The 24,408-nt window shown below is 70.5% G+C and carries 20 protein-coding genes; 11 read left to right on the plus strand and 9 right to left on the minus strand.

Going from position 1 to position 24,408, the window contains the following annotated elements:
* Positions 1–95: 95 nt before the first annotated feature.
* Together ACFWWR_RS29435 and ACFWWR_RS29440 are read left to right on the plus strand one after the other, a co-directional pair.
* Positions 96–1,361 carry a glycosyltransferase family 4 protein gene (locus ACFWWR_RS29435; RefSeq protein WP_384306257.1) on the plus strand — a complete coding sequence of 422 codons (1,266 nt, stop codon included), beginning with the start codon at positions 96–98 and terminating at the stop codon, positions 1,359–1,361.
* 17 nt (positions 1,362–1,378) lie between these two features.
* Complete coding sequence (locus ACFWWR_RS29440; RefSeq protein WP_383868809.1) at positions 1,379–2,194, plus strand: hypothetical protein; 816 nt, start codon at positions 1,379–1,381, stop codon at positions 2,192–2,194.
* 9 nt (positions 2,195–2,203) lie between these two features.
* Here ACFWWR_RS29440 and ACFWWR_RS29445 read toward each other — a convergent pair whose 3' ends face one another.
* The 5 genes from ACFWWR_RS29445 to ACFWWR_RS29465 form a co-directional block, all read right to left on the minus strand.
* Positions 2,204–3,349 (minus strand): acyltransferase family protein, encoded by a 1,146-nt coding sequence (locus ACFWWR_RS29445; protein WP_383868806.1) that lies wholly within the window; start codon positions 3,347–3,349, stop codon positions 2,204–2,206.
* Between the two features lie 132 nt (positions 3,350–3,481).
* Positions 3,482–4,384, minus strand: coding sequence for a 3-hydroxybutyryl-CoA dehydrogenase (locus ACFWWR_RS29450; RefSeq protein WP_383868803.1), 903 nt, complete (start codon positions 4,382–4,384; stop codon positions 3,482–3,484).
* 584 nt (positions 4,385–4,968) lie between these two features.
* A complete protein-coding gene (gene efeB / locus ACFWWR_RS29455) occupies positions 4,969–6,258 on the minus strand; it encodes an iron uptake transporter deferrochelatase/peroxidase subunit (protein WP_383868800.1) in 1,290 nt (429 codons plus the stop codon).
* A gap of 70 nt (positions 6,259–6,328) precedes the next feature.
* The gene (gene efeU, locus ACFWWR_RS29460) at positions 6,329–8,398 is read right to left on the minus strand and encodes an iron uptake transporter permease EfeU (protein ID WP_384306260.1); all 2,070 of its coding nucleotides are present in this window, start codon (positions 8,396–8,398) and stop codon (positions 6,329–6,331) included.
* Between the two features lie 258 nt (positions 8,399–8,656).
* Positions 8,657–10,048: a Tat pathway signal sequence domain protein gene (locus tag ACFWWR_RS29465; RefSeq protein ID WP_384306263.1), complete on the minus strand. Its 1,392-nt coding sequence runs from the start codon at positions 10,046–10,048 to the stop codon at positions 8,657–8,659.
* Positions 10,049–10,457: 409 nt separating this feature from the next.
* Here ACFWWR_RS29465 and ACFWWR_RS29470 point away from each other — a divergent pair, with 409 nt between their 5' ends.
* On the plus strand, positions 10,458–10,664 hold the full coding sequence (locus tag ACFWWR_RS29470) for a methyltransferase domain-containing protein (RefSeq protein WP_383868792.1): 207 nt from the start codon (positions 10,458–10,460) through the stop codon (positions 10,662–10,664).
* Between the two features lie 190 nt (positions 10,665–10,854).
* Positions 10,855–11,022 carry a hypothetical protein gene (locus ACFWWR_RS29475; protein ID WP_383868789.1) on the plus strand — a complete coding sequence of 56 codons (168 nt, stop codon included), beginning with the start codon at positions 10,855–10,857 and terminating at the stop codon, positions 11,020–11,022.
* A gap of 57 nt (positions 11,023–11,079) precedes the next feature.
* On the opposite strand, the gene ACFWWR_RS29480 is transcribed toward ACFWWR_RS29475, so the two are convergent.
* Positions 11,080–11,616, minus strand: coding sequence for a DUF2269 domain-containing protein (locus ACFWWR_RS29480; RefSeq protein ID WP_384306265.1), 537 nt, complete (start codon positions 11,614–11,616; stop codon positions 11,080–11,082).
* 203 nt (positions 11,617–11,819) lie between these two features.
* On the opposite strand from ACFWWR_RS29480, the gene ACFWWR_RS29485 reads away from it, so the two are divergent.
* The 3 genes from ACFWWR_RS29485 to ACFWWR_RS29495 all read left to right on the plus strand — a co-directional run bounded on the left by ACFWWR_RS29485 (position 11,820) and on the right by ACFWWR_RS29495 (position 14,472).
* The gene (locus tag ACFWWR_RS29485) at positions 11,820–12,650 is read left to right on the plus strand and encodes a PP2C family protein-serine/threonine phosphatase (protein ID WP_384306268.1); all 831 of its coding nucleotides are present in this window, start codon (positions 11,820–11,822) and stop codon (positions 12,648–12,650) included.
* 47 nt (positions 12,651–12,697) lie between these two features.
* Positions 12,698–13,699 carry an MASE1 domain-containing protein gene (locus tag ACFWWR_RS29490; RefSeq protein WP_384306270.1) on the plus strand — a complete coding sequence of 334 codons (1,002 nt, stop codon included), beginning with the start codon at positions 12,698–12,700 and terminating at the stop codon, positions 13,697–13,699.
* Between the two features lie 128 nt (positions 13,700–13,827).
* The gene (locus tag ACFWWR_RS29495) at positions 13,828–14,472 is read left to right on the plus strand and encodes a DUF6629 family protein (RefSeq protein ID WP_383868777.1); all 645 of its coding nucleotides are present in this window, start codon (positions 13,828–13,830) and stop codon (positions 14,470–14,472) included.
* Positions 14,473–14,521: 49 nt separating this feature from the next.
* Here ACFWWR_RS29495 and ACFWWR_RS29500 read toward each other — a convergent pair whose 3' ends face one another.
* Both ACFWWR_RS29500 and ACFWWR_RS29505 read right to left on the minus strand, forming a co-directional pair.
* The gene (locus tag ACFWWR_RS29500; RefSeq protein ID WP_384306272.1) at positions 14,522–15,265 is read right to left on the minus strand and encodes a VOC family protein; all 744 of its coding nucleotides are present in this window, start codon (positions 15,263–15,265) and stop codon (positions 14,522–14,524) included.
* Between the two features lie 544 nt (positions 15,266–15,809).
* Positions 15,810–18,995 carry a glycoside hydrolase gene (locus ACFWWR_RS29505; RefSeq protein WP_384306275.1) on the minus strand — a complete coding sequence of 1,062 codons (3,186 nt, stop codon included), beginning with the start codon at positions 18,993–18,995 and terminating at the stop codon, positions 15,810–15,812.
* A gap of 157 nt (positions 18,996–19,152) precedes the next feature.
* Between ACFWWR_RS29505 and ACFWWR_RS29510 the strand changes: the two genes are divergently transcribed.
* The 3 genes from ACFWWR_RS29510 to ACFWWR_RS29520 all read left to right on the plus strand — a co-directional run bounded on the left by ACFWWR_RS29510 (position 19,153) and on the right by ACFWWR_RS29520 (position 21,967).
* Complete coding sequence (locus ACFWWR_RS29510; RefSeq protein WP_383868769.1) at positions 19,153–20,166, plus strand: polysaccharide lyase family 1 protein; 1,014 nt, start codon at positions 19,153–19,155, stop codon at positions 20,164–20,166.
* Positions 20,167–20,351: 185 nt separating this feature from the next.
* Complete coding sequence (locus ACFWWR_RS29515; RefSeq protein WP_384306310.1) at positions 20,352–20,930, plus strand: hypothetical protein; 579 nt, start codon at positions 20,352–20,354, stop codon at positions 20,928–20,930.
* A 206-nt stretch (positions 20,931–21,136) separates the two neighbouring features.
* Positions 21,137–21,967 (plus strand): chitosanase, encoded by an 831-nt coding sequence (locus tag ACFWWR_RS29520; RefSeq protein ID WP_383868763.1) that lies wholly within the window; start codon positions 21,137–21,139, stop codon positions 21,965–21,967.
* An 81-nt stretch (positions 21,968–22,048) separates the two neighbouring features.
* Here the strand turns inward: ACFWWR_RS29520 and ACFWWR_RS29525 are convergent, their stop codons facing one another.
* Complete coding sequence (locus ACFWWR_RS29525; RefSeq protein ID WP_384306278.1) at positions 22,049–23,257, minus strand: CdaR family transcriptional regulator; 1,209 nt, start codon at positions 23,255–23,257, stop codon at positions 22,049–22,051.
* Between the two features lie 244 nt (positions 23,258–23,501).
* On the opposite strand from ACFWWR_RS29525, the gene ACFWWR_RS29530 reads away from it, so the two are divergent.
* Positions 23,502–24,407: a substrate-binding periplasmic protein gene (locus ACFWWR_RS29530; RefSeq protein WP_383868759.1), complete on the plus strand. Its 906-nt coding sequence runs from the start codon at positions 23,502–23,504 to the stop codon at positions 24,405–24,407.
* The last annotated feature ends 1 nt before the right edge of the window (position 24,408 follow it).

The raw sequence follows: 24,408 nt of genomic DNA on the forward strand, positions 1-24,408 counted from the left end.
CAGGGCCCACCGTGGCCTCCCCGGAGACGTCGTTGATCACTACGAAGTGGTAACAAGGGGCAACCGTAAGGGCAGTTGGCATGGTCTAGTCCGCCATGAAGATCTCTTTCCTGCTCCACAACGCCTATGGGATCGGAGGCACGATCGCCACCACCTTCAACCTGGCCCAGGCGCTGGCCGAGCGGCACGAGGTGGAGATCGTCTCGGTGCTGCGGCACCGGGAGGACCCGAACTTCACCCTGGACCCGCGGGTGGGCCTACGGCCCCTGGTGGATCTCAGACAGGAGAAGGAGCATTCTTTACATCTGAGACCGGCAAGGGTCTTTCCCCGAGCCGAGTACCGGTACGGGCAGTACAGCGAGTTGACCGACCAGCGGATCGGCGAATGCCTCGCGACGATCGACGCCGACGTGGTGATCGGCACCCGGCCCGGACTCAACGTGCATCTCGCGCTCCAGGCTCCGCCTCACGTGGGACGCGTCGGGCAGGAGCATCTCACCCTGGACAACCATCCGCCCCGGCTGCGCAACGCGCTGCGCCGGGCCTACCGCCGGCTCGACGTACTCACCACGGTGACCGAGGCCGACGCCGCCTCCTACCGACTCAAGATGAGGTTGCCCGGTGTCCGGGTGGAGTCACTCCCCAACAGCGTGCCGGATCCCGTGCTGCCCGCCGCGCACGGCGCCGCGAAGGTGGTCGTCGCGGCCGGCCGGCTGGTCCCGGTGAAACGATACGACCTGCTCATCGAGGCCTTCGCCCTGGTGGCCGCCGAACACCCGGACTGGCAGTTGCGCATCTACGGCAAGGGTGAGGAACACGATCGGCTGCGGCAGCTCATCGTCGACCTGGGATTGTGGAACAACGTCTTCCTGATGGGTGCCGCGGCACCCATGGAAGCGGAGTGGGTGAAGGGCTCGATCGGTGCGGCCGCCTCCAATTTCGAGCCGTTCGGCATGACGATCGTCGAGGCGATGCGCTGCGGGCTGCCGGTGGTGAGCACCGACTGCCCCTACGGACCCGGTGAAATCATCCAGGACGGGACCGACGGCCGGCTCGTGCCCGTCGGCGACCGCGACGCACTGGGCGCCGCCCTGCTGGAGCTGGTCGGTGACGACGAACGACGCCGTCGTATGGGCCGGGCGGCCCTGGAGAACGCGCGGCGGTTCGCTCCCGGCCCTGTGGTCGAGCAGGCCGAGCGCCTTCTCACCGAGGCGGTCTCGGCGAGAAGGACGGGGCGACCGACCGCACAGGAACGCGCCCGCGCACGCCGTGTACTGGTCAGCCAGGGCTTCGCCGTCCGCGACGCCGCGTTCACCGCGGCCGGCGGCGCGCTGCGCATGGTACGGAGGGGACAGCAGTGAGTACGGAGCAACAAGGCGTGCCTCCACGCGTCGCCTGCGTGGTCAACGCGGACGGCCACATCACCTTCGACCTGCCGCTGGGCTCGGCCGAAGGCCGGCAGCTGCTGCTGCGGTGGCGCCCCAAGAAGGGACAGCCCGAGAAGACACTCCACGTCCTCGACCTGGAGCCCGCCGACGACGGTCACCATCGCGCCGTCCTCGGTCCCCGACCCGTCCTCACGGAGGGCCGGTGGGACGTGTACCTGCTCCGGGAACCGGGGTCCCAGCGGCAGCGACTGCGCCCGGGCCCGCGCGACACGCGGGCCCTCGTCGACGGCCGGCATCGCGACCGTCAGACACCACTGGCCGTCCGGATCCCCTACGTCACCAAGGACGGCTGCCTCGCCGTACGGGCCTGGCTGCGCCCCGCCCACGCGGAGGTCGACGCCATCGACCTGACGGACCGTTCGATGACCGTCGGTGCCCGCCTGCACGGCCCTTCCCTCCAGGAAGGAGCCGTCGTGCGCCTGCGTCTGCGGGGCGGCAGCGGCACCGAACACACCCTGGAGCCGCAGGCCGCACCGGACGGCCGAAGCTTCTCCTTCACGGTCGGCTTCGAGGAACTGGCCACCGGGACGGGTACCGGGACCGGCGTCTGGGACGCCTTCGTCCGGCCCGCGGCGAAAGTCCCCGCCATCCGCCTCGCCCGTCTCCTGGACGACGTCGCGGACCGCAAGGAGGTCTTCGTCTACCCGAAGGCCACGGTCGGCGACGCCGTCCTGCGCCCCTACTACACGGTCGACAACGAGCTCTCCGTGGAAGTGACCAAGGCGCGCGGTGTCATGAGGCCGTGACCCGACGGATCACCGCTCATGCCGACCGGTGATCCCGGCGAGGCGTGACGGCCGTTCAGGGAGGGGGCCGCCGGCCCTGTCCGGCCGAAACGCCCAGGCCATCGTCGGCTCCATCACACAGCGGAACAGCCGACGGACGGGAGGCGTGCACAGTACGGTCACGACCGCGCCGGCGATGAGGGTGACGGTGATCTCGCCGAGCGGCCGGTGGGTCCACTCGAGATGGGACCAGTGCCAGTGGTTGGCGGCCTGGATGAAAAAGCCGTGCAGCAGATAGCCGTACAGCGTGCCCGCGCCCAGCGCGGTGAACCAGGTCCGGCGACCGGGCACCCAGGCGAGGAAACAGGCGACCAGGGCGAGCGAGCAGCCGAAGAGGGCCAGCGTCATGACGGGCCCGTACCACGCGGGGACCCCGAGTTCCTCGGCGCCGCGGCGGTGGAAGAACCAGGCGTAGTCCATCCGCGGTACGGCCCAGTACGCCATGGCGAGAGCGCAGGCGAAGACCGGCGCGGCCAGGAGGCGCACCTCGCGACGCCGCACCAGCCGGAAGTGCTCCGGCTTCAGGCACAGGCCGAGCACGAAGTAGGGCAGGAACTGCAGGGTGCGCTGCAGGTCGAGGTCGTTGCCGATGGACGGCGCCAGCGTCGCCAGCGCCGCGACACCGAGCGCGAGCGGCAGCGGACGGCGCACGCTCTTCCACAGGGGGGTGGTCAGCCGCCAGATGAACAGCGCCGCCAGGAACCAGGTCAGATACAGGGGATCCAGAAGACTGACCGGTCGGTCCGGAACGTTGTCGGTCCACCTGGTGAAGAGGGTGTACGCCGTCTCGAAGACCACGTAGGGGACGACCACACCGGTGACCAGGCGCTTGATCTTCTCCGGGCTCGCGTCGAAGCCGCGCGAGAAGTACCCGGAGATGACGATGAACGCCGGCATGTGGAAGGCGTAGACGATCATGTAGAGCGCGGTGACGGTACGGCTGCCGGAGCGCAGCGGCTCCCAGGCGTGGCCCATCGCCACCAGCACGATCGCCAGGTACTTGGCGTTGTCGAAGAGGGCGTCGCGCTGCTTGGCGGGGCTGGGTGTGGCCGGGGCAGTGGTCGGCGCCCCGACCACCGTCACAGGGCTGTGCGCAGCCTGCGTGGTCTCGCTCACCGGGGCCCCCTCATGCCATGCGGGGAACGCGCACAGAGGAAGACGCGTCGTACGGCAGTTGCGGCTGTGGCGTTCGAGCAGGGCATCCCGGCCGCCTCACCACTCACGGGCGACGTAAACCCGTGTTCCATGTCACGTGGTGCGGACGCCCGTTGCGCGGAGGGAGTTGTCCCCCGCCGCGTAGCTGAAGAATCCCTGTCCGGACTTGCGGCCGAGCAGTCCCGACTCGACCATGCGGCGCAGCAGTGGGGGAGGCGAGTACAGCGGCTCGCGGTACTCCTCGTACAGCGCCTCCCCGATCGCCACCACCGTGTCCAGGCCGATGAGGTCCGCCAGCCGCAACGGCCCCATCGGGTGGGCGCATCCGGCCGTCATGCCGGTGTCGATGTCGTCTGCCGTGGCGGTGCCGGAGCTGACCAGGCGTACCGCCGCCAGCAGGTACGGAACGAGCAGGGAGTTCACCACGAAGCCGGCCCGGTCCTGGGCGACGATCGTCTTCTTGCCCAGCACCTCGGCCGCGAAGGTACGCACGCGCGTCTCCGTGGCCTTCGAGGTGTGCAGCGAGGGGATCACCTCGACCAGGGGCAGGACGGGGACCGGGTTGAAGAAGTGCAGGCCGATCACGGACTGGGGACGCCCGGTCGCGGCGGCGAGCCGGGCGATGGGGATCGAGGAGGTGTTGGTGGCCAGCACGGCGGCCGGGTCGGTGACCACCGCGTCCAGTTGCCGGAAGAGCGCCGTCTTGGCCTGCTCGTCCTCCACGGCGGCCTCGACGACCAGGTCCGCTCCGGCCAGGTGGGACAGGTCGGCGGTGGCGGCGATGCCCGCGAGGGCGCGGGCACGGTCCCCGGGGGCGAGCGTGCCCTTCTTCTCCGCCCTGAGCAGTGAGTCCGCGATGCCGGTCAGCCCGGCGCGGGCCCTCTCCTCCGTCGTGTCGCACAAGGTGACGGACAGTCCCGCGCGGGCGCAGACCTCGGCGATGCCTCGGCCCATCTGCCCGGCGCCCACGATTCCCACGCGCTTGATCGCACTCATGTGTGCCTTCCTCCGGCGACGGATCCGGGCGTCGCCACAACCCGTGGTGCAGCGGTGAGCGTAGTCCGGCCGTACCCCCTCCGACCTGCTTGGACAGTGCGTATTCCGCGCACAAAGATGCGCCGGTTGGTCGTTGACCGGAGTGCCGCGCGGGGCCACGCTGATCGCGCGGGGCAGGCCGCAGACTGGTGGTGACGATCACCGGGAGGCAGACGCGGGCACCGACGACGGGCACCCCCGGCTGACTGGCGGCGCGCCCTGCACGGGTCGCGGACTTCTCCCGCCGCGTGCGCCGGACACCGCGATGGCCGACCCGGCGTCCGGCAGCCGTAGCCTTCGACCGGGAGCAACGCGCGGATGCGCGCGGCCTCGTGGACCTCGAGGGCCCGACGGCACGCACCCCACGCCGGATGCCCGCGTCCGTGCCGCTGAGCCTGCCCACCGGCGCGGAGGGAGCGGCGCCCCTCGCGCACCGCGGCGTCCACCCGGTGACCATGGCGTCCCCGCTGGTCGGCGCCGAAGCCGACCGCCGGCACGACGAGACTGGGGACCGGCCCCTGAGTGCCTCGGCCGGTCACGGCGGTTCAGCCGTGCAGCAGGCCGCGTCCGAGCCAGTCGGATCGGTCGCGCACGCCGGGAAGTGCGAAGAAGTACCCGCCGCCGGTGGGAGTGATGTAGTCGACCAGCGGCTCGTCGACGAGTCGCTGCTGGGTGGCCTCGAACTGGCGGATCACGTCCTGCTGGTAGCAGCAGAAGACCAGCCCCATGTCGAGGTTGCCGACCGTGTCGATGCCGCGGTCGTAGTTGTAGCCGCGGCGCAGGATGCGCGAGGAGTCCGTCCTGGCGGTGCGCGGGTTGGCGAGCCGGATGTGGGCGTCGAGCGGGATCGCCTGGCCGTGCGGGTCCTTGGCGTAGTGGGGTGTGTCGGTCTCCTGGGCGCCGTCGAGCGGGGCACCGCTGTCCCGGCGCCGGCCGATCATCTGCTCCTGCTCGGTGAGGGAGACCCGGTCCCAGAACTCGACGCGCATGCGGATGATCCGGATCACCTGGTAGCTGCCGCCGACCGCCCAGGACGGCTCACCGTCGGTCCCGGTGACCCAGACGAGATGGTTCATCTCGCGGGCGGAGGAGATGTCGGGGTTGGCGATGCCGTCCTTGAAACCGAGGAGGTTGCGCTGTGCGCCGGAGGGGCGGGAGGGGTTCTGGAAGCCGTCGACGCGCCACTTGACCTGCAGGGCGCCGCGGGTGTGCCGGGCGAGGTCCCGCAGGGCGTGCAGCACGGTGTCGGAGTGGCTCGCACAGATCTGGAGGGACAGGTCGCCGTGGCACTCGGTGGCGTCGAGATCGTCGTTGGGGAAGGTGCGCATCGGTGTGAGGTGCCGCGGCCTGGCGGCGCCGAGGCCGTAGCGGTCGTCGAAGAGTGAGGAGCCCACGCCGACGGTGACGGTCAGGTCGTCGGCGGGAATGTCCGGGCCGAGGATGCCGCTGTCGGACGGCGGGGCGCCCACGCCCAGATCCTCGGGGGTGCCGCCGGTGGTCAGGAACCGGGACCGGGTGGTGAGGGTGCGCAGGAGATCGGTGAGTTCGGAGCGGTTGTCGGCGATGACGTCGCAGGAGACGAAAGCGGCGGCGGTCGGCTGAGGGGTGGTGATCCCGGCCTGGTGGGCACCGTGGAAGGGCACCCTCCCGCCCGCCGTGGTGGCGCCTTCCGCCGCTCCGGCCCGCCCGCCGGTGAGTTCCGCCCCGGCGAGTCCGGCCCCCGCCAGTGCGGCGCCGGCCGCGCCGATGCCGAGGGCGGTCCTGACGAAGGTACGACGGCCCGCGGGGCGGGCACCGCCGTGACCTGCTTCCGGGCCCGGCTGCTGGGGCGTCATCGGATGGTTCCTTTCCTGGCATGCGGCGGTGCGGGCAGTGGTGAGGCGCAGTGGTGAGACACAGCGGTGTTCAGGCCGCCTTGCGGATTTCCAACAGGTCGGGAATGGGCGCGAGTTCCTCCAGCAGCTGGCCCATGGCGCCGTCGAGCCGTCGACGGGTGTCGGCGGGGAGTTCACCGACCGGCGTCCAACCCCCGTCACCGCGACGGGCGGAGAGCACCAGCTGCTCGGTGCGCCGCAGCCAGCCGCCCACCGCGGGGGAGACCTTGGGGTCGCGCTCGTCGATCAGCGGGCGCAGCAGGCCGAGCAGCTCCCGGGTGCCGTCGATGTTGGCCTCGGTGGTCGCCAGTTCGGTGCCGCTGCCGTAGTCGGTGGCACCGGTCAGCTCGTGCTGAAGAGTGCCCTCGAGGATCTCGTGGGTTCGCAGTGGCAGGTCGGCCGGGTCGAAGTCCTGATGGGGGAAGTCCTTCCGCAGGGCGGTGACGTCGGCGGTGAGCTGCCCGGCGGCCGGGGCGAGCGATCCGGCCGACTCGCCGTGCCACAGGCCGTACTCGACTCGGTGGAAACCGGTGAAGCCGGGGTCCTTCACCCCGCCGGGCCGTCCGGCCGTCGTCCCGTTGATCTGCGCGTCGAAGGTGCCGAACGTGCCGTAGGCGGCGCCGAGCGAGGCGTACTGCTCATGTGCGGGCAGCCAGTCCTGACGGGCCCGGTCGAGCCGGCCGGCCTTGATGTCGCCCTGCAGGGTCCGGGTCTTGGTCAGCAGGACGGCCAGACCCTTTTGTACGTAGGCGCGATAGGCGGCGAGCGGTGCGGCGAGACCCTTCTCGGTGACGGGCAGCACGGCTTTCACCGTGCTGCCGCCGGTGACCCTGACCGCGGCGGAGGTCACGGCCTCACCGCTGGTCGGCACGCAGCGCCAGGCGTAACTCCCGCCGCCGATCGTGGCGATCAGCGTGCGGGTCGTGCCGGGTGCGATGCCCTCGGCCTCGCCGTAGACGGCCGCCGTGGCCGGGTCGATCAGATACGCCTCGACGGTGATGCTGCCGTTGTTGCGCACCTGGAAGGACTGCCGCCCGCGTTCGGGGGCGGTGAAACCATTGCCGCAGTGCGCGGGGGAGACGGTGATGGTGGTGGCGGAGGCGGGCTTCGCGTCGCCGACGGCCACCAGTACACCCGCGAGCAGGGAGGGAACGGCGAGCGCGGCCACCGGCAGGACCCACCGGGGAAGGCGTCGCCCGGGGGTGACGGCGGGACGTGGGGCGGCCGGTTCCGCGACGGACACGGAAACGGGCGCCGCCGGTGCGGGAGAGGTGGCGACGGGCGCGTCCGCGCCGCGCACGCCCCGGACGAACAGCGCCATCACCACCGCGAGATACACGCCGTAGGCCGTGATCTGAAGCCATGTCATCTGCGGCGTCAGATTGAGTGTGCCGCTGAGCAAGGTGGCGTACCAGGAGCTCGCATCGATGCTTCCCGACAGGTCGACGGCGTACGCCGCAGCCCCCGGCAGCACACCGCCCTCCTGCAGATCGCGCAGCCCGTAGCCGAGCACCCCGGACGCGATCACGATCAGCGCGGCACCGGTGAGGGTGAAGAACCGGGTCAGGTCGAGGTGCAGGACCCTTCGGTACAGCCCCCAGCAGACGGCGGTGGCCAACAGCAGGCCCGCCCCCGCACCGATGAGCGGCCCGGTGGACTCGCCGGCCGCCTGCCCCGTGGTCCACAGGAACAGGGCGGTTTCCAGCCCTTCGCGCCCGACGGCGAGGAACGAGGTGACGACCAGCACGCCCGAGCCCATGCCCAGCGCCGCGGTGACCTTCTCCTTGATCTCGCCGGAGAAACTCCGCGCCGACCGGCGCATCCAGAACACCATGACGGTGACGAAGACGACCGCGACCAGGCTGAGCGCGCCACCGAACGCCTCCTGGGCCCGCCCGGACAGGCCGGCCGAGGTGAACGTCAGCACCGCGCCGAACCCCATCGACACCCCGACCGCGGCGAACACCCCGGTCCACACGTGCGGCAGCCGGGAGCGGTGCCCGGAGCGGACGAGGGTGGCCACCAGAACCGACACGATCAGGCCGGCTTCCAGGCCCTCACGCAGGCCGATCAGGAAGCTCGGTAGCGCGTTGTCCCACACCGGGGGAACTCCTCTCGGGCACGGCCCGGTCGCAGTCCGGCCAGGGCGAGCTGAGTGTAGGCAAACCTAACTAGCCATGACGATGATCCCTGGGTGGGATCCCGCGGCACTCAGGGCCCTGCGGTGAGGCAAGTGAACTGCGACGCAAGGGAGTTGAGGGAGGAGTAAGAGTCCGGTAGGAAGCCGGGGCACGTCACGCACAACGGGACATTTCAGGGGGCGGGCGGGCGGGCGGGCGGGCCGGATCGTGATCTCTGATCAGGCCTGCAGCGGGTTGGTGCGTGTCGCCGCCAGCAGGTACCAGGCGGTGGCGCCCGTGTGCCGGTAGGGGTAGTAGCCGAACCCGAAACCGGTGTCGAGCGGGCTGCTCGCCGAAACCACTCCGGAGCCCTGGGCGACCGCCTTGCCCCCGATGGTCTGGCCGTCACCCAGAAGGTGTTGGGCGCCCTCGATGGAGGCGATCAACCTGCGGGCGCGTGCCTCGTCTCCGGGGGCACGCCGGTTGCGCAGGGCGAGCGCGAGGTGGGCCGTTCCCTCGAACCAGACGCCGTTGCGGTTCGGCTTCGGCCGGCCCTCGGCGATCGGGACGTCCTCGTTGGCCAGGAGACTGGCGGAGCTGAAGGTGACCCCTTCGTAGGACTGGCCCGCGGGTACGGAACTGTTGGGCCGCTCGGCCGTGTCCAGGACGGCCAGTTGCCCCGCGGCCCAGTCCAGCGACCGGGCGTGGGCGGGAGAGGAGAGGGCGAGCTGGGTCCAGGTCTGGGTGTCCTCGGGAATCGGGGACTTGTTGATCGTCACGCCGTCGTTGGTGCCGGTGTAGAAGAAGCCTACGGACGGGTCCCACATCCTCGTGACGAAGGCTTCGGCACGCGCGCGCCGCGTCAGCCACGCCCGGTCCCCGGTGAGCCGGGCGAGCTGTCCGAACAGGCCGACCAGGTCGGTGTTGTGCTCGGTCGAGGTGAAGGGGAGCTTCTCGTCGGCGCCGTTGACGCCGAACTTGTAGCCGCCGAGGGGTTCGTCGGTACGGCCGACGCGCTCGATCCACTCACCGATGCGCACCGCACCCGTGAGGAAGCGGCGCCTTCCGGTACGGCGGGCGAGCGTGGCCAGCGCGATGCCGGCCCAGGCCATGTCACCCACGGCAGTGCCGGTGAAGCCGAACTGCGTCCCGACGTTGGCCGTGCCGTCCGTTCGGACGAATCCGTCCGGCTGCGGGGAACCGTCGTAGAAGGTGTACGGCCCGACGTTGTAGGCCTGACGCAGCCTGCCGTCGTCGTACACCGGGTCGTGGGCCTGGGCGTAGAGGAGCGCGTCGCCGAGGGTCACGGCTCTGGAGCGGCCGTCCGCGGTGCGGGAGGCGAGGTGGGCCAGGATCGTGAGGGCGTTGTCGTAGGTGAACGCCGTGCTGAACAGGCCGGCCTGGTCGGTGTGGCTCTGCGCCATCCGGATGGTGCCGTGATCCGGATAGGCGTCCATGGCGGCGGCGAGGAAGGCGTATGCCCGGCGCTGCGCGGAGCCGCCGCTGTCGGGCGAACGCTCCGCCGCCCGGGCCGCGCCGGATCCGGCCGCGGTGAGCGCCGCGGCACCGACACCGAGTCCGGTCCCGATGAGTGCACGGCGGCTGAGTCCCGGGCGTTGGCTGCCGGTCATTGGTCTCCTCGAAGGTGTGGGACGCGGTGCAGGACATGAGGCACAGCGGCGCTGAGAGCGCTCTCAAGCGTGCGCGCTCATTGTGCTGTCGCAGCACAAGGTGGTCAACGTATGTGACAGAGAAGCCAATTGGGGTCGAACGGGGACGGCGGCCTCGCACGGAAGGGCCCCGGTGCGGCGGTGCCGCTTCCCATGCTGAGAGGCATGGCCCTCTATGACACTCTGGGTGCCAGGTACGGGCGGACCCGGCAGCCGGATCCGCGAATCGCCGCGCGGATTCATGCCGCGCGGATTCATGCCGCGCGGATTCATGCCGCGCTCGGGAACGCCGCGCACGTGATCAACGTCAGAGGGGGGCACCGGCTCCTACGAACCGCGCGTACTCTTCGCGGTCGAGCGCAGTCGGGTCGTGGTCGCTCAGTGCCCACCCGGTGCCGCGCCCGTCGTACGCGCGGTCGCCGAGCGTCGGCCGCTGCGCGACAACGCCGCCGACGCCGTCATGGCACTGCTGACCGTCCATCACCGGACCGACCTGGAAGGCGGAATCGCCGAACTCCGCCGGGTCGCCCGGCATCGCATCGTCGTCCTGAACCTGGGACCAGCAGCTCTTCCGTGAGTGGTTCGGGCTCGTTCGCGACTACCTCCCGCGGGCGGCCGCCTTCGACGACACCCGCGCCGTCCCGATCGACCGGCTGGCCGGCCTGCCCGGGGGAGCGCGCCAGGAAGCCGTCCCCGTCCCGCACGACTGCACGGACGGGTTCGGCGCGGCGTACTGGCGGCGGCCCCACGCCTACCTCGACCCACAAGTGCGCGCCGGGATCTCCCTGTTCGCCAGACCCCGGCTGACGCTCGGCCCGGCCTGGGCAGCCCTCGCCGACGACCTGGCCACCGGCCGCCGGCACCACCACCACGCCGGCCTGCTCGCACGCGACACCGTGGACGTCGGCTACCGGCTCCTCGTGGCAGACAGCTGACCCGCTCGGAGAGGCCGCCGGAAAGGGTGACCACGCGTGAGCCGTCCCAGCCCCAGGTCAGGCGGTCTGTCGGGCGCGCCGGGCGGCGGCCGGCGATCCGGTGGCCGCCCGCAGCTTCCGGCCGCGGCGGGTCGGACCCCAGGGCTTGAGGATCGAGATCACCGTCATGAAGAGATAGGCGGACAGCGAGACGACCGGCCCGAACAGAACGTCGCCGGCGTCGGGCAGTGGTTCGCCCGCTGCTACGGCGGTGACCGCGGCGTTCACCCCGGGGCGCAGAGCGAGGACCGTGGCGGTGGTCGTGGCCAGAGTGAGCCAGAACTTCGTGTAGACCCAACGGTGCCGCGCCAGTCCCCACGGGGTGCCCAGGGAGAGCACCAGGCCGCTGAGAAGGGTGAGGAACGCGAGGGGGATCAGGAGCCAGTCGGCGAAGAGCTTCATGGCTCTGACGGAGCCTTCCACGGTCACCGCGGTGCCGGTGGTGGTCGCGGTGATCCCGAGTGCGAGCAGCCCGAGCGTGAGCCCGAGCCAGCCCGCGGAGGCGACGGCATGGACGACGAGGGAGGCCCGGCGTGCGGGGCGGCTGAGTTTCACCCGAAGCAGCGTGCCGGGTGGCGGTCATGAGGACGTCCGGCAGCGGGAGTAACCCCGCGTACTCGCCTCGGCGTACACGGCGAGAGGCCATCCAGCTCCTCGGCACCCGCCGACGTCCGAGGCCGCGCCGTCAGCCGAACTCCTCATAATGGGTCAAAATAGGTTTTTACACTCAAGGGGACGCTAACCTTCCGGAGAGGTCAATGTCCCGCAACCGCTCGACCGACGACGGAGACGCACTGCTGGCCAGGCTCGGGGCGCTGACCGCTCAGGCGCGTGAGCGAGCCGAGCTCCAGCGTTCCCTGGTCGAACTGGCCGTCGCCCTGCAACGCGGCATGCTGCCCGGAGACCTGCCCGTCGCCTCCGGCTTCCACCTGGCCGTCCGGTACTCGCCCGCCTTCCACGGTCTCAACGTGGGGGGCGACTGGTACGACGCCTTCAGCATGCACGACGGGTGCATCGGACTCTCCATCGGCGACGTGCAGGGCCACAACATCGAGGCCGCCGCGTTCATGGGGCAGGTCCGGGTCGGACTGCGCGCGCTCGCCTCGGTCACGAGCGAGCCGGGCGAACTCCTCTCCAGAACGAACGATCTGCTTCTGTCCCTCGGTACCGACCTGTTCGCGACCTGCACCTTCATGCGGCTCGATCCGTCCACCGGCGTGCTGGAGAGCGCCCGGGCGGGACACATCCCCTGCGTCTGGGCCACCGCGGACGGCAAGTCGGGCATCGCCGAGGACGAAGGGGGACCGCCCCTGGGCGTCCAGCAGGGCCAGGAGTACCCGGTGACCCGATACCGGCTCAACACGGGCGGAGTGTTCGTCCTGCTCACGGACGGCGTGGTGGAGGGACCTTCGCTGAGCGTCGACGAAGGCCTCGACCAGGTGGTGAGTCTCGCGGGTGTCGCCGCCGTCGCGGGCATGGACGCGGGCTCCCTCGCCGCCGCCGTGATCAAGGGAGCGGAGCGGGTGGGCCACGAGGACGACGCGGCCGTACTGGTCGTCGGGCACGACGGACCCGACGTCCGGCAGTAGGCAGCCCCACGCCTCCCGGCTCGCCGACCGGGCGGCCTCGGTATCTGATGGCTGTTGTGGTGGGTATCCAGGATCTGCGTCGACCGGCCCTCTACGCCCTCCAGACGCTGGCTGTCGCCGCTTGCTACTTCGCCGCGGGGCGGCTGGGCCTCATGCGGCAGCTCGTCGTCCAGGGCGCCGTGGTCACACCCATCTGGCCGCCCACGGGCGTCGCGGTCGCGTGCCTGCTGATCTTCGGGATGCGCTCCTTGCCCGGCATCACGCTCGGTGTCCTGCTCGTCGTCCTGTCCATCACCTCGCTGCGGCCCGCCGTGATCGGCACACTCGTCGGCAACACCGCGGCCCCCGTCTGCGCCTACCTCATGCTGCGCGGGGTGGGTTTCCGGAGGGACCTGAGCCGTCTGCGGGACGGTGTCGCACTGGTGTTCCTCGGGGCGCTCGCCGGCATGCTGATCAGCGCGACGGTCGGCGTCGGCCTCCTCGTCCTCCTGGACAAGCTCGACGAGTCCGGCTTCTGGCCCGTCTGGCTGGCCTGGTGGGTGGGCGACGCGATGGGCGTCCTGATCGTCACCCCCATCCTGCTCCTGCTCCACGCGACCCGATGGCCACCGGGCCCGTCCCGTTGGAAGGAGGCCTCGGGACTGGCCCTCATCGCCTGCGGCCTCGTGCCCCTGGCCGCCTACAGCGGCCTCAGCCTGCTGTTCCTCGTCTATCCGCTGCTGATCCTGGCCGCCCTGCGCTTCCAGCTGGCAGGCAGCATCCTGTGTGCCCTCTTCGCCTCCACCGCGGCCACCATCGCGGCGACGGACCAGACCGGTCCGTTCGCTCGGCTGACCCATGTCGAAGTGATGATCAAGCTGCAGGCGTTCAACGGATCCATGGCCCTGACCGCCCTGCTCCTGTCAGCCGTCATCACCGAGCAGCGCAACACCAGACGCTCGGTGGAACGCGCCTGCCAGGACCTGGTGGAGGTCCTGGAACACCTCACCGCGGGAGACGCCCCCCGCGGCCGGCCCCCGAAGGACGCCGACGGCCTGCGTCACCAGTAGTCCGGGCAGTGAGCCGGCGGTATCGGCACGCGGCTTTCGTGTCACCCGGGCCGCTCGGCCGGGCGCCACGTAGCGTGGCCGGCACAGCAAGGCGGATACACACGACGGTCGACCCCCATGGTGGCGTGATGTGCTGGAGTGCGACGGCCGATCTCGTGGCGGGCGTCGGTGTCGCGGCCGTCGGGGTGGCCTGTGTGGCGCGGGTGCGCAGCGGTCGGGACCTGCCGCTCGCCGCGCTGCCGCTGCTGCTCGGGGCCCATCAGATCGTCGAGGCGGTGGTCTGGGCCTCGGACGGAGGCAGCGGACCGGCCACCGTCATCTGGGCCGTCATCGCGCTGCCCCTGTTGGCGGTGTGGGTGCCCGCGGGAGTGTGGTGTGCCGCCCCGCCGCACGCCCGGCCCCGGCTGCTGGTCCTGCTCGCGGCCGGAGTCGCGTCGGCCGCGATGCTGGCGTACGGCCTTGCCGCCGCTCCGGTGACCGCCGAGATCCGCGACCGTACGATCGGCTATGCGGTCGACCTTTCCCATCCACGTCTGCTCGTCGTGGGCTACCTCCTGGCCACCGTGGGCTCCTTGCTGCTGTCCGGCGACCGGCGGCTGCTGGTGATGGGGATCCTGGTCGCCGTGGGCGCCTTGGCCTGCTGGGCTCTGTGGCGGCTGGAGTTCGTGTCGACCTGGTGCGCGTTCGCGGCAGTGTGTTCGGTGGTGCTGTTCGGTTGGGTTCGCGCACGGCCGCCCTCCTCGAAACGTGCCCCGCGGCCTGGGCAGACCTGAAGAGGCGCAGACAGCGCCCATGCGTCGGGGTGTCGTGGAGGCTCCCCCGTCAGGACGGCGCGAGGACGCAGAACTCGTGGCCCTCCGGGTCGGCGAGGCACCTCCACCGGACGTCGCCCTGGCCGAGGTCGAGGTCGGTGGCGCCGAGGGCCCGCAGCCGGGTCACCTCCGCTTCTTGATCGTCACCGGGGTAGGGCAGCAGGTCAATATGAACGCGGTCCGGCACGGTCTTCCCACCGGGCGTGCGGAGGAACTCGAGATACGGGCCGACACTCTTGCCGGAGCGCAGCAGCGCATGGTCGTCGGTCACCTCGTGCAGGGTCCAGTCCATCGCCTCGCCCCAGAACCGGGCCATGGCCCGCGGATCCGCGCAGTCGACCACCACCCGGGCGATCGGTCCGGTGTCCCTGTAGATCTCCCGAGGCTCCAGCACGCAGAACTCGTTGCCCTCCGGGTCGGCGAGGACCGTCCACGACACGTCGCCCTGACCCACGTGGGCGGGCGTCGCGCCGAGAGCCATCAGGCGGGCGACCAACTCCGCCTGATGGGCCGTAGAGGTGGTGGCGAGATCGAGGTGCACACGGTTCTTGGTTGTCGTCTTGGGTTCTCCGACGGTCACGACGTCGACGCAGACGGCGACCGGATCCGGCCAGACGAAGTCGCCGACGGGTTCTACGTTGGTCACGCCGGGTCCCTCGCTCGACACACCCCAGCCGAGCGCCTCCGCCCAGAACCGGCCGACCGCCGCGTCGTCAAGAGCCTTGATGTTCACCTGAACAGGTCGCAGTGCCATGCCGACGATCCTAAGCACTCGCTCGGCGACGGCGCAGGCACTGTCGCCAATCAGAGATCAACTCGCGCACCGACCGCAAGGCGGTGGGAACGAGTTGCGACGTGCGGCCGAGGCCTCCGGCCCGGCCCGGTGGGAAGTCGTGACCGGCTTACGGCCGCCCGTCCGAAGCGGCGGAGGTTACCCGGCTCGCGGCCTTCGGGGCGACGGCCGCCCACGTAGGCCAGGGCGACGTCCGGTGGAGGTGCCTGGCCCGACCCGGAAGGCCACGCGTTCCGCGTCCTCGCTCCGGCCTGACGCGGGGTCTCCCCGCCCGCTCCGCCGCGCCCAGGCGACCGAACTCATCAGTGACGGTGTGACCGTCGAAGTCGTTCACGGCCGCCCCGGCCACACCTCCACCGCGACCACCCAGCTCGCCGACGGAGTCGCCGACAACGAACTCCGCGCCGCCCGACGCCGCCGCCTTGCCGCGAGTGCTCTCCTGCGCCACCGCGAGCCGGACCACGGCAGTTCACGCCCTGGCCCGGCTCGCTCACGAAGGCGCGCCTCAGCGCCGTACGAGGTCGATCCGGTACTTCCGTGTCTGTGACCCGTCCTCACTGGTCACGGTGACGACGGCCGACGTCCGACCGGACTCGCCGGCCCTGTCGACGACCACGCTCGCGTAGGGGTCGCGTGCCGTCGCCGTGACGGCGCTCCGGTTCGGGTCGGCCGTGACGACCCGGTAGGTGGTCGTGTCCGGGTCGAACGACGCGATCGGGTCACCAGCCACCTCGATGGACGTGGCGGCGGCGTCCGAGGAGGCGCCAGGAGCCTGGGCGTACACCTCGATCTCGCTCATGGTGATGTAGCCGCCCTGACGTGCGGTCATGACCACGCGGACCCCGGTCGTCGGCCCTGCCTCCAGCGGGACGTCGACCACGGGTGTGCCCTCGGTCCCGACCGTGATGGCGTCGCTCGCGTCGACCCACGTCGAGTCGTCGGCGGACCGCACCTGCACCTTCAGGCTCTCGGGAAAGGAGGCGCTGCTCCCGTCCCGGTGGAAGTGCGCGACGATCCGGTTCAGGTCGCGTGCCTTCGGGAGGGCGAAGGTGATGGCGTCCGAAGGGTTCTTGGTGTTGCCCGGCTTCCAGTTGGACCAGGCCTTCTCGGAGAGGTCGCCGTTGCGCAGGCGCTCCGCGGAGTAGCCGCTCTCGGTGAACGTGGCGGCGACCGAGACGCCGTCGCCGGATGCGATGTTGGTCTCCGCCGCTTCCGTCACCTGCACGCGTACGGCCGCGTCGGCCGTGCCGCCGCCGACGACCTGCGCGACGCCGCGCAGCGTCACGACCCCGGCCGTGTCGAACGCCCCGTCGGATACCGGGTCCCAGGTCACCGGAAGGTCGGCCCGGCCGCCGTTCTCGCCGACGCCGACGACCGTGGCCGGCAGCTCCGGCTTCCCGCCCACGTAGGTCTTGGCACGGCCGGGCAGCGTCGAGGCGATCGTGTCGACGGTGACCACCGCCGTCGCGGGGATCTTCCGTCCGAGGGAGTCGGTCGCCGCACCCCTGACGCGTACCGTTCCGGCGTCGCGCCACCGCCGGTCCGACGGAAGGTTCCACACCACGGGGAGTGAGCCCCGGGCGCCGTCCCGGAACACCGGTGTCACCGTTTTCGGCAGCTCGGGACGCAGCCCCGGGACGGTGAACGCCTCGGCCGGCTCGGTGCGCAGCACCGTCTCGTCGGTCACGGCCCAGCGCTGGTTCGCCGCCGAGGTCGGGGTGTACGTGGACACGGGGGCGCCGTCGGCCGAGGACTGTCCGGCGACGTCGAGCAGGCGGCCGGTGGCGACGTTGACGAACGTCCAGGTGCTGTCGCCGGTCGTCGACAGGATCCACTGCGCGGCTTCGGAGACCTGGCTGCCCTCCGAATCCTCCAGGACGGCCCGGTTGTCGCGCACCGCTAGCCGCCTGCCGGTCGTGGCGGCGGTGAGGGCGTAGCGCTCACGGTGGTCGGAGCCGCGGGTCAACTTCGCCACGGACCACAGTTGTTCCGCACTGCCGGCGTCGGTCGTGCGGATGACGACACCGCTGCCGTCGTCCGACGGGGCCAACGACTTTCCGCTCTGCGCGCCCTGGAGCCTGTAGTGATGCCCGGGCTGGACGAGGGCGGCGTCCTTCGCCACGCCGCTGACGCCCTCGACCAGGAAGGTCGTGACGGACTTCGCGGGGACGGCGAGCGTGGCCGAACGGTCTTTCACTCGGACCGGTGCGCCCTGGACGAGGGCGCCGTCGGCGCTCGTCACCACGGGCGTGACGGTGGCCCGGGGCGCGACCGTGCCGAAGCGGGAGAGATCGAGGGTGACGGAGCGCGCGGACGCGCCGCTGTTCACGTGCACGACGGTCGCCGCACGTCCGGACTTCTTCACCGCGGCGACGCTGGACGGATCGTCGACCTTCACGAAGTGGTCGCCGGGGCGGATGTGGTGGGTGAAGTTCCGGATGGTGTGGAACTTCGAGTTGGCCCGGATCGGGCAGGTCTCCAGGGTGTCCTCGGCCGTGCAGTTGAACGGGACGTGGATGCTGCCCCAGTTCTTGCCCGCCGCGGCCTGGGGGACGGAGTCCTCGATCGGCTGCCAGAACACCCAGGCGGAGGGCTCCAGTTCACGCATGTCGTCGACCATCCGGGTGGCGATGCCGAGCCCTGGGTCCATGCCGGTGAAGTCGGTGCCGGTGCCCCAGGTGCCCTCGACCTCGCTCATCCACAGCTTCTGGTCCGCGCCCTTGGCGATGTCCCGTGCGCTGGTGCGCATGCCCGTGCCGTAGGTGTGCACGTTGAGCTGGTCGACGGCGGCTCGCGCGGGGGAGCCGTAGGCGTTCCAGTTCTGGGTGAAGATGCTGGGGTTGGTTTCGTCCATCGCGGAGATCTCGGCGTCGGTCCGCGCACCTTCGAGCGCCTTGTCGAGCGCGAGGAGCACGTTCTGCTGGAGCGCCGGGCCCGCGTGTGCGCCTTCTTGGCGTCCGCCCGTGGGCTGACCGTCCGCTCCGAGCTGGGTGCCCCAGTAGGGCGTGTTGGGTTCGTTGAGCGGGGCGATGGTGTCGAACTCGATGCCGTGCGTCTTCTCCAGCTGTTCGGTCACCCGCACCAGGTAGGTGGCGAACTCGTCGACGCGGTCCGGGCGGATCTGGTCCGTGCTCGCGTCGAAGCCCCCGGAGACGTAGCCGCTGACCGTCTGGAACCAGGGTGGCGAGTTGCTGAACGCCTCCCAGCGGGTGATCTTGTCCTTGATCTGGTCCACCCACCAGCGCTGGCCCGCGTCGGCGTCCCAGTCCCAGTGGTCCGGGTTGTTGGGATCCCACCAGTCCGTGTCCTGCCGGGTGGTTCCCTCGGGGGCCTTCCAGAAGCCCTCCATGGTCGCGCCCGTCTTCATGTAGTCCTTGCGGACGTCCGGGGCGTTGCCGCCGCCGATGTTGTACCGCGCGATGTTCAGGCCGAGACCGTCCTCGCCGAACAGCATGTCCACGAGCTGTCTTCGGATGGGCTCGGGGTAGCGGCCCGTGGCGTTGGCGAACCAGACGAGGCTCGTGCCCCATCCCTCGAACTCCTGCTGCTGGTAGGACGGGTCGATCCGCACGGTGACCGTGCTCTGCGGCGACGAGGCCGCGCTCGCCGCCGGTGCGACCACGAGACCCGCGCCGAGCACCAGGGGGACTGCCGGCGCCAACGCCTGGACGATGCGATGCCGATGGGACACGACACTTCCTTTCACAACACAGAGGTGAGCAAGCTTCGTTGACATGCCCAAAACACCTGCTTAGCATTCGGGAAATCGAGAAAGCGCTTTCCGTACTCTGTGTCACCGCTCCCGCACGACCCAGGAAGATCCGCCCAATCGCCCCGGGAGGAACCACATGAGGTCGTCGTTACGCGCCGCGCGCGGCGTTCCCGCTCTCCTGCTCGCCCTGTTGCTAGGCGCCACGGCGGTACCGGCCGGCAGCGGCAGCGCCGCCGCGCAGACCCCGACGCCGGCACCGCTCGCGGAGACGTCCCCCACCGGCTTCGCCGCGGTCAACGCGCTCGGTCAGAACGGCACCACCGGCGGAGCCGCCGGACCGACCGTGACCGCCACCACCACCCAGCAGTTCCTGGACTACATCGACACCACGGGCCCGCTGGTCATCCGGGTCCAGGGCACCATCGACATCACCAGCAAGCAGGGTGTGCGCCCGAACAAGACCATCATCGGAGTCGGTTCCTCGGCCGTCATCAACGGCGGCGGCCTGGACTTCTACCGCTCCTACAACGTCATCGTGCGCAACATCAAGTTCACCAACGCCGAGGACGACGCCGTCAACGTCGGCCAGGAGTCGCACCACATCTGGATCGACCACAACGAGTTCGTCGCGCCCCTCGACGGGGCGATCGACGTCGTCCGCGGCTCCCAGTACGTCACCGTGTCGTGGAACTGGTTCAACCGGACCGACAAGAGCATGCTGCTCGGGCACTCCGACGGCAACGGCAGCCAGGACGCCGCCAAGTTGAAGGTCTCCATCCACCACAACTTCTTCGACGGCTCACGTCAGCGGCATCCACGGGTCCGGTTCGGCGAGCCCGTGCACGTCTACAACAACTACTACAAGGGGAACGCCCTGTACGGCGTGGCCTCCACGATGAACGCGGGCGTGCTGGTCGAGGGCAACTACTTCGAAAGCGTTCCCCACCCCTGCTACTCCGCAGCCGGGTACGACGAGTCTGGACCGGGCCGGCTGGTGCAGCGCGGCAACGTCTTCAACGGTTCCGGTACGTGCGAGGTCAACGGCACGGTGATCGAGCCGCGCACCTACTACGCGTACACCCTGGACCCCGCGGCCGACGTCCCCTCCCTCGTGCGGGCCGGCGTGGGCGTCGGGAAGCTCGGCACCTGAACATCTCCCCGCGAATCCCCCGGGCCCTGCCCCATCCACCTGCCGGCCGCCTCCCGGCGGACGGACCCGTCATGCCGTCGTCCCCACGACTCGACGGCCAACCCCCCACAGGAGAACCCCACATGAGTCCACGACGGACCCCGGAGCCCGCCGGCGCACGCACGGCCGCACCCTGGCGCAACAAGATGGTCGTGGCCGCGCTGGCGGCCACCGTGCTGGCCGGTCCCGGCGTCGCGCAGGCCGTCCCACCGGCCGCATCCGCGCCCCGGGAACAGGTGGCGGCGGCAACCATCACCTGGACCCTCGAACGGGCGGGCAACCCCACGCAGGACCAACGGACGGCCTACGACCTCATCACCGCGGCCATGAACGCAGCGGTGGCCCGCTACAACAACCTCAGTGATCTGGGCAAGAGCATCACGGTCCGGTACGACCCCGGCGTGCCCACCGCCGACGGCAACATCAACGGAACCATTCGCTTCGGCAACCGCAGCTACATGACCGAGAGGACGGCGCTGCACGAGATCGCCCACACCATCGGAGTGGGCACCAGCTCGGGCTGGTCCTCCCACACCGGCGGAGGTACCTGGAGCGGCGCGGAGGCCACGGCCCTCGTCAAGCGGTTCGACGGGTCGGCCGCCAAACTGTCCACCGGCGGTGGGCACTTCTGGCCCTACGGCCTGAACTACGAGAACGAGTTCTCGAACACGGCGGGCGATCGTCACGTCCAGATCGTGGCCGCCATGGTTCGTGACGGCTTGTAATCTCTTGGCCGGCGCCTGGGGGCGTTGACCGTCCCCAGGCGCGAAGCGGCTCACTCGGCCGAACGGCGGCCTCGACTTTCATCTGATCCTATGAATTCCTGCGGAACGGGTTACCGCTGTCCGTCCAGCCTGATAGGAAACCTTCCTAACGATTCAGGTCCGGACCAACTGTCAGCCTCCAACCCCCCACCCCGCTTGGAGTTCCTGTGGACCCTGAGACAGCAGCACCCGCCCATCCCTCCCGCCGCACCCTCCTCGCCCTGATCGGCGCCCTGACCTCCGTCACCGTGCTCAGCGCCCCGCCCGTGGCGGCGGCACCGGCCGCCGCACCGGGCCTCGACGACGCGGCGAAGAAGGAGATCGCCATGAAACTGGTGTCGAGCGCGGAGAACTCCTCGCTCGACTGGAAGGCCCAGTACCAGTACATCGAGGACATCGGCGACGGCCGCGGCTACACCGCCGGCATCATCGGCTTCTGCTCCGGCACCGGCGACATGCTCGACCTCGTGGAGCTCTACGCCGACCGCAGGCCCGGCAACGTCCTCGCCAAGTACCTGCCGGCACTGCGCCGGGTCGACGGCACCGACTCGCACGACGGTCTCGACCCGAACTTCACCAAGGACTGGCGCGAGGCCGCTCAGGACACGGTGTTCCGGGCCGCGCAGAACGACGAACGCGACCGCGTCTACTTCGGTCCCGCGGTCAGGCAGGGCAAGGCGGACGGCCTGCGTACGCTCGGTCAGTTCGCCTACTACGACGCCATCGTCATGCACGGCGACGGGGACGACTCGACCAGCTTCCGCAACATCCGCAAGCGTGCCCTGCGCAAGGCGAAGCCGCCGGCGCAGGGCGGCGACGAGACGGCGTACCTCAACGCCTTCCTCGACGCACGGGTGTGGGCGATGAAGCAGGAGGAGGCGCACAGCGACACCAGCCGGGTCGACACCGCGCAGCGCGTCTTCCTGCGGCAGGGCAACCTCGACCTGAACCCGCCGCTGGACTGGAAGGTGTACGGGGACAGCTTCCACATCGGCTGACCTCGCGCTGCGCACGCCCGCGGGAAGGCGGGCCGGTGGGGCCGCCCGGTGACACGGTCACCGGGCGGCCTGCGCCCGGGGTCACTCTCCGGCAGGGGCGACGCCACTGCCCAGTCGGTCTGTCAGGCAGGCGAGGTACAGGGCCATGGCGGACCGGTGGTCGCGCAGCGGGCGGCCGGTGATCTGCTCGATCTTGTTCATCCGGTAGACGACGGTGTTGCGGTGGATGTGCAGGGCCGCGGACGCCCGTACGAGATTGAACCCGTTCTCGCACCAGGCGGTGATCGTGTCGCGGAGCACCGGCCAGTCCGGCTGGGCCCGCAGGTCCGCGGCGGTCCGTGCCAGCAGGCGGCTGCGGGCGGGTTGGCCGACGGCGGCCAGCACCTGGTGGACGCGCAGGTCCGTGATCAGGTGGACGGGGGAGTCGCCGCCCAGGCGGGCGCCCAGGCGGAGGGCGTCGCACGCGTCCTGGTAGGAATCGTGCAACCCGCCTACGGACGCGGCCGGTTCGCCGATTCCGGCGCGGGCCAGGAGCCCGTCCTGGGCGGCGATGACGTCGATGAGGCGCCGGCAGTCGTCGGCCAGGGACGTGGCCGGGCCGCGGGCCGGAATCCGGTGCAGCACGCCGACCCAACCCGGTGAGGTACCGGCCACAACGTCCTGCGGGTCGGCGAAGACGTCGCGGATCGTGCGGAGCAGTTCCGAGCGGACCAGCGCCATGTCGCGGGCGGGAGGAACGGCCTGACGGCGGGAGCCCGTGTCGGGCACGGGCGGCACGCTCACCTCGAACGCCACCGCGACCCGTTGCAGCCGTAGGTCGAAGCCCAGTTCGGCCGCCCGGAACTCGAGGAAATCACCTTCGACGACCTGGGGATCGTACGAGGCGATGTCGGCGAGCAGCTTCTCGGCCGCCCGCTCGGCGAGCAGGCGGGAACGCAGCATCACGGATTCCCTGAGCAGGATCTCCGTCTGGCGCTTCACCAGCAGTCCGAAGCGGCGTACCTGGGCGGGAGTCCCGGTGATGCCGACCGTGCCGACCGCCTGCCCGCCCGTGACCAGCGGCAGGGTGACTCCGGGGCGTACTCCGCGCAGTTGCTGGGCCTGCGACGCGCTGTGCGTCGCGGGCTCCTTGGTCCGTATGACGTCGACGGACGCCTCGTGGAAGGTACCGACCCGGCTGCTGTCACCGCTGCCGATGACCATGCCCTCCGCGTCGGTGATCAGCACGTTGAAACCGATGACCGCGGTGGTGTCCCCGGCGATCTCCTGCGCGAGTGACGGACTCAGCACGAACGTTCCTCCCGAGGCGGGGATGGACGCACCGTACAGCCGGGCGAGCGGTTTCAGCCATAAGTTCGTACGAAGTGACCGGTGACGTACCGCAGGCCGGTCCATAGCGTATGGCTCCATCACATCCCCGCCGGGGGCACAGCGCGGTGAACGGCGGGTCCCTTCAGCGCCGACGCCCATACGCCGTTCACGCCGTTCCGGAAGGCCCAAGCCGATGACCCGTGTGCGTTCACTTGTTGCCGCTTTGTCAGCGGTTCTCCTGATACCGACAGCCGCCGCCTGCGGCTCGGGCGACGACGACGCCCCGAAGAACGTGTCCGCGAAAACGGCCGCGTTGGGCACGCTCACGCCGGGCGTGATCAAGGTGGCCGTCCAGCCGTACGCCCCCTACACCAGCGTCCAGGGCGACAGAATCGTCGGCCTTGACGGCGACATCCTCAACTACGCGGCCAAGAAGCTCGGCCTCGAGGTCAAGCCCCAGGTCACCGACTTCGCCGGCATGCTCGCCGGAGTGCAGTCACGCCGGGTGGACATCACCATCGGCGGTGTCGCCTGGTCCGCCGACCGGCAGAAACAGGGGCTGTTCACGGACCCGCCCTACTACTCGCCCCCGGCGATGGCCGTCCGGTCCGGCAAGACGTACAAGACGGTCGACGACCTCGAGGGCCTCGACCTCGGAACGGTCGAGGGATACGTCTGGGTCAAGTCGATCCAGGCCGTGCCCGGTGCCAAGCTGCACGCCTACCCCGATGCCAACGGCGTGCTCGACGATCTCGGCGCCGGCCGGGTCGACGTCGGCTTCCTCGACCCGCTGATCATCATCGCGGCGCAGAAGGAACGGCCGGACCTGAAGATCGAGACGCAGTACCTGACGCCGCCGACCGCCGCGCAGGTCAAGGCGAAGCCCGCCTACGCGTACTTCCAGCCGTACCAGACCGGCTTCTACCTGCCCAAGAAGGCAACCAAGCTGGAGCAGGCCATCTCCGCGCAGATCGACGCCATGTACGAGAACGGCGAGATGGCCAAACTCGTGAAGAAGTACGGCGGCGACCCCGAGCAGTTCCTCGAGCCGGCCGCCGATGTGGCCACCGCGCGCCGAGGCGTGGACCGCCCCCAGGACTGGACGCCGCCGACCATCGCCGCCCAGTGAG

Source organism: Streptomyces sp. NPDC058678, from assembly GCF_042714835.1.
GTDB lineage: Bacteria > Actinomycetota > Actinomycetes > Streptomycetales > Streptomycetaceae > Streptomyces.

Excerpts from the sequence above, each read along its gene's own strand:
- ACFWWR_RS29435 (WP_384306257.1), top strand. The coding sequence starts at position 96 with ATGAAGATCTCTTTCCTGCTCCACAACGCCTATGGGATCGGAGGCACG.
- ACFWWR_RS29450 (WP_383868803.1), bottom strand. The coding sequence starts at position 4,384 with ATGAGTGCGATCAAGCGCGTGGGAATCGTGGGCGCCGGGCAGATGGGC.
- efeB (WP_383868800.1), bottom strand. The coding sequence starts at position 6,258 with ATGACGCCCCAGCAGCCGGGCCCGGAAGCAGGTCACGGCGGTGCCCGC.
- ACFWWR_RS29465 (WP_384306263.1), bottom strand. The coding sequence starts at position 10,048 with ATGACCGGCAGCCAACGCCCGGGACTCAGCCGCCGTGCACTCATCGGG.
- ACFWWR_RS29485 (WP_384306268.1), top strand. The coding sequence starts at position 11,820 with ATGTCCCGCAACCGCTCGACCGACGACGGAGACGCACTGCTGGCCAGG.
- ACFWWR_RS29490 (WP_384306270.1), top strand. The coding sequence starts at position 12,698 with ATGGCTGTTGTGGTGGGTATCCAGGATCTGCGTCGACCGGCCCTCTAC.
- ACFWWR_RS29495 (WP_383868777.1), top strand. The coding sequence starts at position 13,828 with ATGTGCTGGAGTGCGACGGCCGATCTCGTGGCGGGCGTCGGTGTCGCG.
- ACFWWR_RS29500 (WP_384306272.1), bottom strand. The coding sequence starts at position 15,265 with ATGGCACTGCGACCTGTTCAGGTGAACATCAAGGCTCTTGACGACGCG.
- ACFWWR_RS29510 (WP_383868769.1), top strand. The coding sequence starts at position 19,153 with ATGAGGTCGTCGTTACGCGCCGCGCGCGGCGTTCCCGCTCTCCTGCTC.
- ACFWWR_RS29515 (WP_384306310.1), top strand. The coding sequence starts at position 20,352 with ATGGTCGTGGCCGCGCTGGCGGCCACCGTGCTGGCCGGTCCCGGCGTC.